This is a genomic window from Parviterribacter multiflagellatus (genome assembly GCF_056863265.1).
The window spans coordinates 391,843-404,899 of sequence record NZ_JBXPIZ010000006.1 but is presented as its reverse complement, the minus strand read 5'-3'; the positions used below and the strand labels follow the sequence as shown (position 1 = coordinate 404,899).

The following is a 13,057-nucleotide window of genomic DNA, read 5'->3' as shown; positions in this document are numbered from 1 at the left end:
TCATCCGCACGATGCTCGACGGCTGGGCCTACGGCGCGATCTACCGCTCAAGCGCAGAACGCACCGCAGCCCTTGACGGATGGCTCTGGCACTACAACCATCGCCGCCAACACAGCGCCCTCAGCCGGCAAACCCCGGCCCAGCGACTGAACAACCTGCTCGGGACTTACACCTAGGCCACGCGGACCGCGTGGCTGGTGGCGTCCGGCTCGAGCCAGCGCAAGACGCGTTCGGCCTCGGTGGTCAGCGGTCGCTTACGGCTTACCGCGAGCTTCCCGAACGGCTCCAGCGTGAGCGTCGCGGCCCCGTGCGCGACCTCGCTCGTCCACGTCCCGGCGACCACGCCGTCGAGGAGGAACACCGCCTTGATGCGGAGGTTCTTCGTGGTGACCAGCTTGCGGTGGTCGTCCGCGATGACGCGCGCGCGGTCGTCGTGCGCGAGCACGAGCTGGTCGAACTCGCCGAGAAGGCGCGGCGGCGCCGGCGTGTCCGCGGTCGGGCGCGGGGCGTCGGGGAGGTCGAACAGCTCGCGCCGCCCGCCCTCGAGCTTGAAGACGACGAGCCGGTCGCGCAGCGCCTCGAAGGTGGGCTTCAGGCCCTTCAGCCCTGACCACGTCTGCGCGTCCGCCACGGACGCGGGCCCGAACGCCGCGAGGTAGCGCAGCACGAGCGCCTCGCGCGCGGCGTCGCCGGCCGGCGCGGGCTCGTCCGGCGCGAGGGCGAACCGCGCGTCGCGCGGGAAGCCCCAAGCGTCGTGGCTCGGCACCATCGTCAGCGGCAGCCGCATGCGCGACAGGAAGCCGAGCGCCCGCTCGTGGACGTCCGGGAAGCGCTCGGACAGGAGCGCCCGCAGCTCCCCGAACGTGCGCGGCTCGGCGGCCAGCAGCTCCCGTGCGACCGGCAGCACCTCCGCCCCGTCGAGCCCCTTCGCCCGCGCGCCGAGGACCTTCTTCACCTGCTCCTCGTCGGACGCCAGCAGCATCCGCCACGCGGCGAAGTCGGCCGGCGTGACGAGGTGCAGCGTGCCGCGCATCAGCGTCCCGCGCACCAGCTCGCCGGCGTGCAGCGGGCCGAGCAGGTCGTCGCGCTCGAAGCCCGCCAGGCGCGCATGGAGCGCGAGGAACGGCGGCTTGGGCTCCTGCGCGTGGAGGCCGGCCAGGTGGTCGACGGCCTCCACGACGCCGAGGTCCTCCGCGCGCGCCAGCAGGTGCTGGCGCGCGAGCGTGGCGCGGTTGAGCGCGCCGAGGCTGAGGGTCTCGGTCAGCCCTGCGCCTTCGAGCCGGCCGCGATCTTGCGCAGGTCGAGCGCCTTGTCGAGCGTCGCCTCGTCCACGCCCTTCGCGCGCGCGACCTCGCGCAGCGTTCCGCCGCTCGCCGCGGCCTCCTTGACGATCTCCGATGCCTTGTCGTAGCCGATGTACGGGTTGAGCGCGGTGGCGACCGCGAGCGTGCCCTCGGCCGACTTCTCGCAGCCTGGGTAGTTCGGCTCGATCCCGTCGACGCACTTCTCCTTCAGCGCGGTCGACGTCGTCGTCAGCAGGTGGATCGACTGGAGCAGGTTGCGCGCGATCAGCGGGATGCGCACGTTCAGCTCGAACTGGCCCTGGGAGCCCGCGACCGTGATCGCCGTGTCGTTGCCGATCACCTGGCAGCCGACCTGGAGGACGACCTCTGGGATGACCGGGTTGACCTTCCCCGGCATGATCGAGGAGCCCTTCTGCAGCTCGGGGAGGAACAGCTCGCCGATGCCCGAGCGCGGGCCCGAGCCCATCAGCGCGAGGTCGTTGGCGATCTTGATGAGCGACACCGCGATGACCTTCAGCGCGCCCGAGAGCTCGACCAGCGCGTCGCGGTTGGCCTGCGCCTCGAACGGGTCCTCCGGCGCGGAGATCGTCAGGCCGGTCGCCTCGCTCAGCTTCGCGCGGACGCCCGCGGCGAAGTTCGGGTGCGTGTTGAGGCCGGTGCCGGTGGCGGTGCCGCCGAGCGGGATCTGGGCGACCTGCGGGAGCGCGTTCTTGACACGCTTCTGGCCGAGCCGGATCTGCGCGGCGTAGCCAGCGAACTCCTGCCCGAGCGTGACCGGCACCGCGTCCATGAGGTGCGTCCGGCCGGACTTGACGACGTCGGCGAACGCCTCGGACTTCGCGGTCAGCGACTGCTCGAGCGCGGCCAGCGCCGGCAGCAGGCGGTTCGTGGCCTCGTCGAGCGCCGCGAGGTGGACGGCGGACGGGAAGACGTCGTTCGACGACTGGCCCATGTTCACGTCGTCGTTCGGGTGCGCGCCCGCGAGGTTCGCGATGACCTCGTTGGTGTTCATGTTCGACGACGTGCCCGAGCCGGTCTGGAAGACGTCGATCGGGAACTGGTCGTCGTGCTCGCCGCCCGCGATCGCGTCGCCGGCCGCGCCGATCTTCTCGGCCAGGTCCTTGTCGAGCAGGCCGAGCTCCGCGTTGACGCGCGCGGCGGCGCCCTTGATGCGGCCGAGCCACCGGACGACCTGCACCGGCACCCGCTCCCCGGAGATCGGGAAGTTGTCGATCGCCTTCGTGGTCTCGCCGCCCCAGAGCTGCTCAGCCGTCGCCATGTGGACCCTCACTCGTCGTCGCGTTCGTCTTGCGGGAACGCACCATAGGCCCTAGCCGCAGAACGCCGCCAGCTCGCGTGCCAGCCCGACCGGGTCGTCGTAGGCCGGCAGGAACCCGCACTGGTCGAGGACGCGCAGCTGCGCGTCGGGGAAGAGGTCGAGGGCCTCCTCGGCGGGGCGGAGCGGGTGGAGCGGGTCGGCGTCCGCCCACAGCAGGAGGACCGGGAGGTCGACGCGGGCGTACGCGTCGAGGAGCCAGCGCTGGGCGTCGCGCGGCCAGCCGTGCGCGAGCTTGGCCCACGAGCGGACGAGGTTCGGGTTGCCCGCGACGTCCGCGAACGCGTGCCGGACGAGGTCCTGCACCTCCGGCGCGTGGGTCGCGCTCAGCCGCGGCCCGAGCGACTCGTGCATCACGTGGCGCGCCGCCCGCGCCAGCCCGCGCGACGCGCCCGGCAAGGCGCCCGCGCGCGCAAGCGGCATCCACCGCCGCACGAGCGGCGACGGCGTCCCGGTCGTGTGCATCCGGTTGGGGAGGAGCACGAGCCGCTCGGCCCGCAGCCGCCCGCTCGCCAGCGCGTGGAGCAGGATCTCCGCGCCCGCCTCGTGGCCGCACACCGTCGCGCGCGGCCCGGCGACCTCGTGGACGAACGCGCTCATCACGTCCGCCAGCCAGTCGCGCGTGTACGGGTGGCGCGGGCGGTCCTCGCTGTCGCCGTGCAGCGGCAGGTCGGGGAGCACGAGCCGGTAGCGGTGCGTGAGCCCCTCGACCACCGGCGCGAGCTCGCGGTGGGAGAGCAGGAACGAGTGGACGAGCACCAGCGGCGGCCCCGCGCCCGCCTCGCGGTACGCCACGCGGGCGCCGTCGGGGGCGTGGAACAGCCGCAGCCTCACCCGCGCGCCGCTCCGGCCCGCTCGCCCTCCGCGATCGCGGTGGCCACCGCGGCGCCGCCGTCGGTCGCCACCGCGCCCGACGACTGCTCGATGCGGTAGGCCAGCTCGACCTGCAGGCCGCCGTCGATCGCGTCCCCCGCGCCCACGCGCGCGGCACCGGCCAGGTACCCGAGCCGCAGCGCCGCGACGGCGTCCCCGTCGAGCGCGGCGGTCTCCAGCTCCTCCCCCGCGTTGGTGAGCGTGACGCCGACCTCCTGCAGCTCCGCCTGCGACGTCGCGCGGCGCAGGCACTCGCTGATGCGCGTCCCGCCCTCGTCGAGCACGACCTCGCCGGGCGCGGCGGCGAGCGCCTCGACGACGCCCTGCGCCCCGCTCGTGCACGCGAGCGGCACCGGCGGCGGATCGTCGTCCCCGCAGCCCGCGCCGGCCGCGCCGGCCAGGGCGAGCGCGAGGGGGACGAGGCGGCGCAGCGACATCGAGACGTGATCGTAGAGTCGCGCGGGTGCTCCGCAGCCCCTACGACCGCGAGATCCTCACGCTCGCCGTGCCCGCGCTGGGCGCGCTCGCCGCGGAGCCGCTCTACCTGCTCACCGACACCGCGATCGTCGGCCACCTCGGGACGCCGGAGCTCGCGGCGCTCGCGCTGGCGGCGACGCTGCTGTCGACGCTCGTCTCGCTGTGCATCTTCCTCACCTACGGGACGACGGCGATGGTCGCGCGGCTGCACGGCGCGGGGGAGGAGGAGCGCGCGGGCGCGTACGCGGCGCAGGCGCTGTGGCTGGCGCTGGCCGTCGGCGCCACGCTCACGACGCTGCTCGTCGTCTTCGCCGGCCCCGCGATCGCGCTGCTCGGCGGCGAGGGCGAGGTGGCGGCGATGGCGGAGCGGTACGTGCGCATCAGCGCGCTCGGCGTGCCGTTCGCGCTGATCGCGCTCGCGGGCCAGGGCTACCTGCGCGGCGTGTCGCAGCTCAAGACGCCGCTGTACGTCGTGGGCGCGGGCAACCTCGTGAACCTCGTGCTGGAGCTGCTGTTCGTCTACGGCTTCGGGTGGGGTCTGGACGGGAGCGCCGCGGGCACGGTGATCGCGCAGGCGGGCATGGGCGCGGCGTTCGTGTGGCTGCTCCTGCGCGCACCCGCCGAGTCGCGCCGGCCGCGCCGCGCGCTGCTGACGCCGATGCTCCGCACGGGCGGCGACCTCATCGTCCGCACCGCCGCGTTGACCGGCTCGTTCCTCGTCGCGTCCGCGGTGATCGCGCGGTTCGGCGCGGACGCGCTCGGCGCGCACCAGGTCGCGTTCCAGCTCTTCGTCTTCCTCGCGCTGGTGCTCGACGCGATCGCGATCGCCGGGCAGGTGCTCGTCGGGCGGATGCTCGGGGCGGGCGACGCGGAGCGCGCGTTCGCGGCGGCGCGGCGGATGATCGAGGTGTCGGTCGCGGTCGGCCTCGTGATGGCCGTGGTCCTGCTCGTGCTGATCGACGTCGTCCCGCGCGCGTTCACCGGCGACGACGACGTGATCGCGCGCGCCCACGAGATCTGGCCGCTGTTCGCGCTCATGCAGCCGCTCGGCGCGGCGGTGTTCGCGCTCGACGGCATCCTCATCGGCGCGGGCGACACCCGCTACCTCGCCTGGACGATGCTGCTCGCCGGCTTCGGCGCCTACGTCCCCGTCGCGCTGCTCTCGCTGGCCTTCGACTGGGGCATCCTCGGCGTCTGGGTCGGCCTGATCCTGCTGATGGTCGTCCGCCTCGCGACGCTCGCGGTGCGGTTCCGCGGGCGCCGCTGGGCGGTCGTCGGCGCCTAGCCCACCGCTACCGGCTCGGGGACCTCGAGCCCGTGGCGGATCATCGCCTTCTCCATCTCGCGGATCACGCGCTCGATCACCGCCACGCGCGCGAACTTCTTCGACTCGGCGGGGATGACGTGCCAGCGCCCGCCCTCGTGGTCGGTGAGCGCGAGCATGTCCTCGACGGCCGCCTCGTACTGCGGGCGCTTGTCCCGGTTGCGCCAGTCCTCGTCGGTGAGCTTCCAGCTCTTCAGCGGGTCCTTCTCGCGGTCCTTGAAGCGCCGCAGCTGCTCCTCGTCGGAGATCTGGAGCCACACCTTCACGACCAGCATCCCCTCGTCGTGGAGCATCCGCTCGAACGCGGTGATCTCCCCGTACGCGCGCCGCCACTGCTCCTCGGTCGCGAACCCCTCGACGCGCTCGACGAGCACCCGCCCGTACCAGCTGCGGTCGAGCACGGCCATGCCGCCCCAGCCGGGCAGCGCGGGCCAGAAGCGGTGGAGGAAGTGGTGGCGCTTCTCGTCCTCGGTCGGCGCGGCGAACTGCGCGACGCGGACGTGCCGCGAATCGAGCTCGGCCAGCAGCCGCTTGATCGCGCCGCCCTTCCCGCCGGCGTCCCACCCCTCGAACAACACGCACACCGGCGGCCCCAGCCGCCCGTCGCCGGTCAGCCCCGCGCACCGCAGCCGCAGCTGGAGGATGCGCTGCTGCGCCGCCGCCAGCCGCGGCTCGTACTCGTCCCGGGCGAGCTTCGCCGACAGGTCGACTTCGTCCAGACGTCCCATCGACCCAGCTTCGCACCCGCGTCCCGCGCGGGCGGCGCCCGGCGGACCGGGCGAAGCACCACTGAAGTTCCCCCGAGTGCGGCAAACCGCGCCGAAAGCTGTGCAAAGCGAACGGTTCCCTTGGCATCTGGCCAAAGCTGTCGAACCCTGTCCACATGAGCATCGATCGCGCCTCCTCACGCCTGGGGCTCTCGACGTCCGAGGCGGCCCGGCACCTCGGCGTGTCCCTGTCCACCGTGCGGCGCTGGTCCGACGCGGGCCACCTGCGCGGGTACCGCACGCCCGGCGGGCAGCGTCGCTTCTCCGTCGAGCAGCTCGACGAGTTCCTCGCGTCGCTCGGCGGCAACTCCGCCGGCGCCGAATCGCCTGCGCGTACGGCGGGGCACGCATAGCTCCTTCAGCCTGCAAGGACGCGCCCGAACTGCATCAGGGGTTGCGGAGGTTGCGCAAACCTCACCAACGCTCGATACCTGTGGCATGAGCGCGATCCGAACGAACGCCGCCGCAGCCATGCTCGGGGTGAGCCCCAACACGCTGCGCAGCTGGGAGCGGCGCTTCGGGTTCCCGTCCCCGCGGCGCAGCCAGGGCGGGCACCGGCAGTTCGAGCTCGCCGAGATCGACGCGCTCCGGCAGGCGCTGGAGGAGACGCACAACGTCTCGTCGGCGATCTCGATCGCGCGGGAGCGCGGCACCGGCCCGTCGTCCCCCATGCGGCTGAAGTCGATGCTCGCGCGCTTCGACGAGGCCGCGTCCGACCGGCTCCTGGAGGAGTCGCTCGCGGTCCGCTCCGTCGAGCGCACGGTGGAGGAGATCCTCCTGCCCGCGATCGGCGCGCTGGGCGAGGCCGGCGAGCGCCAGTCGCCCGAGTACGGCTTCGGCTGGCGCTGGGCGACGGGCTGGCTGAGCGCGCACCTGCGCACGTCCCCGCCCGCGCACCGCGAGGAGGGCGTCGTGCTGCTCGACGCGACCAAGCCGCTCGACCTCGACGGGCTCTACGCGCAGGCGCTCGAGCTCGTGATGCGCCGCGCCGGCACGCGCACGCTGACGCTCCCGATCGACCTCGACCCGCTCCGCATCGGCCGCGCGCTCGCCGCGCTGACGCCGTCGGCGGTGGTGCTCGTCGGCCAGGGCGCGTCGCTCGACACGTTCGGCCGGCTCGTCTACGCCGCCCGCCGCGCGGGCTCGGAGTGCACGGTCTACGACTTCCGCGGCGCGCTCCCCGAGACCGGCGCGAGCACGGTGCCGCGGCTGGGCGAGCGTCCGCTGGCGGCGCGCGAGAAGCTCCTCGCCGACCTGGAGACGGTCGCCCGCGACGGCGCCCGCGCCGAGCGCTTCAACGCGGGCTGACGCCGCGGCGCTCCACACCCCTCGGCGGGCCCGGTTGAAGGGGCCCGCCTGCGGGGTGGAGACGGATGGCCCTCCGTGGGCTGTCCGTTTTCGCGTTCTAGTGCTTGAGCAGCTGCTGCGCGGCGGCAGACAGCTGCAGGATCACGTCGGCGGTCTGCTGCGTGCTCTGGGCACCAGAGGCGGGTGCGACCGCCTGCTGCTGACCGACCGCCGAGATCGTCTGCCGGACGTCAGACATGTTCATCGCCATGACGCGCAGCTCGAGGGCACCGGAGACGGGGTTCATGATCCTTGCCTTCGGTGTGGTCGGCCGCCTGCACGAGCGGTTGCACCCAGCGTGGACGAACGTCTCAGAGGTCGATCTCCCGGTCGATCCGCAGCGCGCCACGCAGCCGCTCGTCGTGTGTCGCGACGACGAGCGCGCCCGGCCATTCCTCCAGCGCGCCCTCCAGTACCTCGAGCGACTCGACGTCGAGGTGGTTGGTCGGCTCGTCGAGGAGCAGGAGCGTCGCCCGGCGGTGCGCGACGATCGCCAGCTCCGCCCGCGTGCGCTCGCCCGGGGAGAGCGTCGAGGCCGGCCGCTCCACCGTCTGCGCGTCGAGCCCGAACGCGGCCAGCGCCGTGCGCGCGCCGGTCTGGTCGAGCCCGGTCAGCGCGCGCACCTCGTCGGTCAGCGGCCGCTCGCCCGCCAGTGCCTCGCGGTGCTGGCCCAGCTCGGCGATCGTCGCCGTCGGGTGGACCGTCCGCGTGCCGCCGGCGAGCGGCAGCGTCCCGGCCAGCGCGGCGAGGATCGTCGACTTCCCCGAGCCGTTCGCCCCGCGGAGCAGCACGCGTTCGCCGGTGGCGATCGCCAGGTCGAGCGGGCCGAGGCGGAAGCTCCCGCGCTCCAGCACCGCCCGGTCGAGCGCGACGACGTCGCCCGCGGTGCGTTCGCCCGCGGTCAACGTCAGCTTCAGCGGCGCGTGCCGCCACGGCGCGTCCGGCACCTCCACGCGTGCGGCCCGGTCCCCGAGCTTGCGCGCGCGGTTCTGCGCGCCCTCGGCCCGCGACGTCACCCACTCGCGCGCGTGCTTGTCGTTGTCGTTGGGCTTCTTCCCGAACCGGCTGACGTTGGCGGCGCTGCGGCGGCGCACCTCCCGCTCCACCGCGACCAGGTGGTCGCGCTGGGCGACCGCGGCGTCGTGCGCGTCCTGCGCGCGCTGCTGGGCCAGCTCCCGCTCGCGCTCGTACGCCTCCCAGCCGCCGGCGTAGTGCGTCGCCCCGCCGGTCCGCGGGTCGAGCTCCACCAGCTCGTCGGCCACGTCCGCGAGCAGCGCGCGGTCGTGGGAGACGAGCACGACGCCGCCGCTGCGGGCGCCCAGCAGGGCCCGCAGCCGGCGCAGGCCGTCCGCGTCGAGGTGGTTGGTGGGCTCGTCGAGCAGGACGACGTCGAACCGCGCGGCCTGCAGCGACGCGAGGCCCGCCCGTGCGGCCTGGCCGCCGGACAGCGACGCGAGCGGCCGGTCGAGCAGCTCCGCGGGCAGGCCGGCGTCGGCGACCGCGGCGGCCACACGCGCGTCCGCGTCGTCGCCGCCGAGCGCGAGCCAGCGGTCGAGCGCCGCGGCGTGCGGCTCCACGGCGTCGAGGTCGCCCTCGGTCAGCCGCGCCTCCATGGCGTCGACCGCCCGCGCGGCGCCGGCGACGCCGATCCGCTCCAGGATCGACTCGCGCACGGTGAGGCCGCGCCCGTCGTCGACGACCTGCGGCAGGTAGCCGACGGTGCCGAAGGCGCGCACCTCGCCGGCGTCCGGCGCGTCGACCCCGGCGAGCACGCGCAGGAGCGTCGACTTGCCGGAGCCGTTGGGCCCGATCAGGCCGATGCGGCTGCCGGCGTCCACGTGGACGGACACGGCGTCGAGCACGGTGCGCGCACCGTGGGTGGTGGTGATGGCGGACGCGTCGAGCAGCGTCGCTGGCATGCGGGACTCCTGGGACTGCGGTGAGAACGGGGCGGACGCCGCGCGATCGGCGCGGCGTGGGCGGTGCGGCGTGTTCGTTCTCAGGAGATGCGCATGAGACGGCCCCGAGGGCCACATCCGAAGGTAGCAACGCCGCTCGTAGAATCCAACGCTCACATGGCCCACCGTCCTGTCGACCCGAACCAGTCGTTCCCGGACCTCGAGCAGGACGTCCTCGCGCGCTGGCGCGACCGCGACGTCTTCCGCGAGTCGGTCCGCCGCCGCCAGGGCGCCAAGCCCTGGGTCTTCTACGAGGGTCCGCCGACCGCGAACGGCAAGCCCGGCGTGCACCACGTCCTCGCGCGGGTCTTCAAGGACATCTACCCGCGCTTCCAGACGATGCGCGGGCACCTGGTCGAGCGCAAGGGCGGCTGGGACACGCACGGCCTGCCGGTCGAGATCGCCGTGCAGAAGCAGCTCGGCATCGAGAACAAGCACGAGATCGAGCAGTACGGCATCGCGGAGTTCAACCAGAAGTGCCGCGAGTCGGTGTTCGAGTACCTCGAGGACTGGGACGCGCTGACCGAGCGCATCGGCTTCTGGGTCGACCTGGAGAACGCGTACCGGACGCTCGACCCGACGTACATCGAGTCGATCTGGTGGGCGCTGCGGCAGATCGCCGACAAGGGCCTGCTCTACGAGGGGCACAAGGTCGTCCCGTACTGCCCGGGCTGCGGCACGGCGCTGTCGTCGCACGAGGTCGCGCAGGGCTACAAGGACGTCGTCGACCCGTCGGTCTACGTGCGCCTGCCGGTCGTCGAGGACGGCGGGCCGGTGCAACGTGGCGACGAGCTGATCGTGTGGACGACGACGCCGTGGACGCTCGTCTCCAACGCCGCCGTCGCGGTGCATCCGGAGATGACCTACGTGCGCGCGAAGCCGGGCCAGCTCGACGCGCCGGTCATCGTCGCGGAGGCGTTGGTGGAGCGCGTGCTCGGGACGGAGGAGGACGGGGTCAAGATCCTCGACCGCTTCCCGGGCGCGGCGCTGGACGGCGTGCGGTACGAGCCGCCGTTCCCCTACATCCCCGGCAAGGAGTACGGCGAGCGCGGCCACACCGTGCTGCTCGCGGACTTCGTCACCGCGGACGACGGCACCGGCCTCGTGCACACCGCGATCGCGTTCGGCGAGGACGACTTCCAGCTCGGCGCGCGGTACGGGCTCAACGTCGTCAACCCAGTCCGGCTCGACGGCACGTACGACGAGCGCATCGGCAAGTACGCGGGCCGGTTCGTCAAGGACGCCGATCGCGACCTGATCGCCGACCTCGAGTCGCGCGGCAAGCTCCTGCGGGCGGAGGAGTACGAGCACTCGTACCCGTTCTGCTGGCGCTCGGGCGACCCGCTCCTCTACTACGCCAAGCCGGCCTGGTACATCAAGACGTCCGAGTTGCGCGAGGAGCTCCTCGCGGCCAACGAGTCGGTCACCTGGTACCCGGAGCACATCAAGCACGGGCGCTTCGGCAACTGGCTGGAGAACAACGTCGACTGGGCCCTGTCGCGCGAGCGCTACTGGGGCACGCCGCTGCCGGTGTGGCGGTGCTCGGAGGGCCACGTGCACGTCGTCGGCTCGTTCGACGAGCTGGAGCAGCTGAGCGGCGTCCGGCTGGAGGACCCGCACCGCCCGTACGTGGACGAGGTCGAGTTCCCGTGCCCGGAGTGCCACCGCAAGATGAAGCGCGTGCCCGAGGTGATCGACGTCTGGTTCGACTCGGGCGCCATGCCGTTCGCGCAGCACCACGCGCCGTTCGAGAACGAGGAGCACTTCCAGCAGCGGTTCCCCGCCGACTACATCTGCGAGGCGATCGACCAGACGCGCGGGTGGTTCTACTCGCAGCTGGCGGTGTCGACGCTGCTGTTCGGCAAGAGCGACTTCAAGAACGTCGTCTGCCTCGGCCACATCCTCGACGAGGACGGGTCGAAGATGTCCAAGTCGAAGGGCAACATCGTCGAGCCCTGGGGCGTCATCGACGAGTTCGGCGCGGACGCGCTGCGCTGGTACTTCTTCACGTCCAAGCAGCCGTGGGACGGCTACCGCTTCACCACGCGCGACGTGGGCGAGGGCGTCCGGCTGTTCATGCGGCAGCTGTGGAACACGTACGGGTTCTACGTGCAGTACGCGAACGTCAACGACGTCGCGACGGTCGACGCCGGCGCCTCGTCGGAGCCGCTCGACCAGTGGGTGCTGTCGCGGCTCGCGGCGACGGTCGAGGAGGTCACGGAGCGGCTCGACGGCTTCGACGCGACGTTCGCCGGGCGCGCCATCGCGACGCTCGTCGACGACGTCTCCAACTGGTACGTCCGCCGCTCCCGCCGCCGCTTCTGGGACGGCGACCCGCACGCGTTCGCGACGCTCCGCGAGGTGCTCGTGACGGTGTCGCAGCTGCTCGCGCCGTTCACCCCGTTCCTCGCCGACGCGGTCTACGAGAACCTCGACGGGAGCCAGCCGTCGGTCCATCTGACGGACTGGCCGGTGGCCGGCCCGCGCGACCTCGACCTGGAGCGCGACATGGCCGTCGCGCGCGACGCGGTGCGGCTCGGGCACTCCGCGCGTGGGGCGGCGAAGGTCAAGGTGCGCCAGCCGCTGCGCGAGGCCGTGGTGGTCGCGCCGGGCCGCGAGCGCGACGCGATCCAGCGGCTGGAGGCGATCGTCCGCGACGAGCTCAACGTCAAGGCGCTGCGGTTCGTCGAGCGGGCGGAGGAGCTCGGCTCGTACGAGATCAAGGCGAACTACCGGACGCTGGGCCCGCGCTTCGGGAAGGACATGCCGCAGGCCGCCGCCGCGATCGCGGCGCTGGATCCGGCGGGTGTCGCGGAGGCGCTGCGCGAGGGCCGCACGGTCGGCGTCAACGTGGGCGGGACCGAGCACGAGCTGGGCCCCGACGACCTGCAGCTGCGGCTGGAGCCGCTGGAGGGCTACCAGGTCGAGCGCGAGGCGGCGCACGCGGTGGCGCTCAACCTGGAGCTCGACGACGAGCTGCGCCGTGAGGGCCTGGCCCGCGAGGTCGTGCGCGCGGTGCAGAACGCGCGCAAGAACGCGGGCCTCGAGGTCGAGGACCGCATCGCGCTCGTGCTCGGCGGCGACGACGACCTGCTCGCGGCGGCGCAGGCCCACGAGGCCTACGTCACCGGCGAGGTGCTCGCGACCTCGGTGTCGTACGACGGCGCGGCGGCCAACGGCAGCGCGGAGGCGGCGACGATCGAGGGCCGCGAGCTGCGCATCGCGCTCACGCGCGCCTGACGCCGCAGCGCGCGCGGGGCGAACGTGGTGCGCCGCCGGGCTACGGCGGCGCATGGACACCACCAAGCTCCGCGCCGCGCTGGACCAGATCCCGCCCGGCCGCTGGACCAGCTACGGCGACCTCGTCAAGGCGATGGACGCGCCGTTCGCGCTGACGCGCCACCTCAACCAGGCGTTCGTGCGGTACGAGCTGCCCAACGCGCACCGGGTGCTGAAGGGCGACGGCTCCGTCGCCCCGACCGCGCTCGGCGACCCCGAGAAGGTGCGGGCCAAGCTCGTGCAGGAGGGCGTCCCGTTCGAGGGCGCCCGCGCGCCGCAGGACCTGCGGTTCCGCCCGGCTCCGGTGCCGGAGGCCGGGGAGGCCGGGGAGGCCGAGGCGGCCTGAGCGGCCGCGCCGGAGCGCCTGCGCGAGGCGCGGGCGCTCCGGCGCT

The 13,057-nt window shown here is 73.5% G+C and carries 13 protein-coding genes; 6 read left to right on the top strand and 7 right to left on the bottom strand.

The window, feature by feature from the left end; translation table 11 throughout:
- The first annotated feature begins 11 nt into the window (after nucleotides 1-11).
- Nucleotides 12-176, top strand: a complete 165-nt coding sequence (locus AC1UE5_RS15495; protein ID WP_482925056.1) for an integrase core domain-containing protein — start codon at nucleotides 12-14, stop codon at nucleotides 174-176.
- Here AC1UE5_RS15495 and AC1UE5_RS15490 read toward each other — a convergent pair.
- The 4 genes from AC1UE5_RS15490 to AC1UE5_RS15475 form a co-directional block, all read right to left on the bottom strand.
- Complete coding sequence (locus AC1UE5_RS15490) at nucleotides 173-1,177, bottom strand: winged helix DNA-binding domain-containing protein (protein ID WP_482925038.1); 1,005 nt, start codon at nucleotides 1,175-1,177, stop codon at nucleotides 173-175. The two genes, AC1UE5_RS15495 and AC1UE5_RS15490, sit on opposite strands and share 4 nt — an antisense overlap.
- Nucleotides 1,178-1,260: 83 nt before the next feature.
- Nucleotides 1,261-2,583: a class II fumarate hydratase gene (locus AC1UE5_RS15485; RefSeq protein ID WP_482925036.1), complete on the bottom strand. Its 1,323-nt coding sequence runs from the start codon at nucleotides 2,581-2,583 to the stop codon at nucleotides 1,261-1,263.
- Nucleotides 2,584-2,634: 51 nt separating this feature from the next.
- Nucleotides 2,635-3,474 (bottom strand): alpha/beta fold hydrolase, encoded by an 840-nt coding sequence (locus AC1UE5_RS15480; protein WP_482925034.1) that lies wholly within the window; start codon nucleotides 3,472-3,474, stop codon nucleotides 2,635-2,637.
- The gene (locus tag AC1UE5_RS15475; RefSeq protein WP_482925032.1) at nucleotides 3,471-3,950 is read right to left on the bottom strand and encodes a hypothetical protein; all 480 of its coding nucleotides are present in this window, start codon (nucleotides 3,948-3,950) and stop codon (nucleotides 3,471-3,473) included. The genes AC1UE5_RS15480 and AC1UE5_RS15475 overlap by 4 nt, the downstream gene beginning before the upstream one ends.
- Before the next feature lie 26 nt (nucleotides 3,951-3,976).
- On the opposite strand from AC1UE5_RS15475, the gene AC1UE5_RS15470 reads away from it, so the two are divergent.
- On the top strand, nucleotides 3,977-5,275 hold the full coding sequence (locus tag AC1UE5_RS15470) for an MATE family efflux transporter (protein WP_482925030.1): 1,299 nt from the start codon (nucleotides 3,977-3,979) through the stop codon (nucleotides 5,273-5,275).
- On the opposite strand, the gene AC1UE5_RS15465 is transcribed toward AC1UE5_RS15470, so the two are convergent.
- The gene (locus tag AC1UE5_RS15465; protein ID WP_482925028.1) at nucleotides 5,272-6,042 is read right to left on the bottom strand and encodes a polyphosphate kinase 2 family protein; all 771 of its coding nucleotides are present in this window, start codon (nucleotides 6,040-6,042) and stop codon (nucleotides 5,272-5,274) included. The genes AC1UE5_RS15470 and AC1UE5_RS15465 overlap by 4 nt on opposite strands.
- A 155-nt stretch (nucleotides 6,043-6,197) precedes the next feature.
- On the opposite strand from AC1UE5_RS15465, the gene AC1UE5_RS15460 reads away from it, so the two are divergent.
- Together AC1UE5_RS15460 and AC1UE5_RS15455 are read left to right on the top strand one after the other, a co-directional pair.
- The gene (locus AC1UE5_RS15460; protein ID WP_482925026.1) at nucleotides 6,198-6,434 is read left to right on the top strand and encodes an excisionase family DNA-binding protein; all 237 of its coding nucleotides are present in this window, start codon (nucleotides 6,198-6,200) and stop codon (nucleotides 6,432-6,434) included.
- A gap of 85 nt (nucleotides 6,435-6,519) precedes the next feature.
- Entirely contained in the window at nucleotides 6,520-7,389 is an 870-nt protein-coding gene (locus tag AC1UE5_RS15455) for a MerR family transcriptional regulator (RefSeq protein ID WP_482925024.1), read from the top strand.
- A 97-nt stretch (nucleotides 7,390-7,486) separates the two neighbouring features.
- Here the strand turns inward: AC1UE5_RS15455 and AC1UE5_RS15450 are convergent, their stop codons facing one another.
- Nucleotides 7,487-7,675: a hypothetical protein gene (locus tag AC1UE5_RS15450; protein WP_482925022.1), complete on the bottom strand. Its 189-nt coding sequence runs from the start codon at nucleotides 7,673-7,675 to the stop codon at nucleotides 7,487-7,489.
- A 64-nt stretch (nucleotides 7,676-7,739) separates the two neighbouring features.
- Nucleotides 7,740-9,347, bottom strand: coding sequence for an ABC-F family ATP-binding cassette domain-containing protein (locus tag AC1UE5_RS15445; RefSeq protein WP_482925020.1), 1,608 nt, complete (start codon nucleotides 9,345-9,347; stop codon nucleotides 7,740-7,742).
- 156 nt (nucleotides 9,348-9,503) lie between these two features.
- Between AC1UE5_RS15445 and ileS the strand changes: the two genes are divergently transcribed.
- Nucleotides 9,504-12,626 (top strand): isoleucine--tRNA ligase, encoded by a 3,123-nt coding sequence (ileS, locus tag AC1UE5_RS15440; protein ID WP_482925018.1) that lies wholly within the window; start codon nucleotides 9,504-9,506, stop codon nucleotides 12,624-12,626.
- A gap of 52 nt (nucleotides 12,627-12,678) precedes the next feature.
- Nucleotides 12,679-13,011 (top strand): MGMT family protein, encoded by a 333-nt coding sequence (locus AC1UE5_RS15435; protein WP_482925016.1) that lies wholly within the window; start codon nucleotides 12,679-12,681, stop codon nucleotides 13,009-13,011.
- Nucleotides 13,012-13,057: the final 46 nt, after the last annotated feature.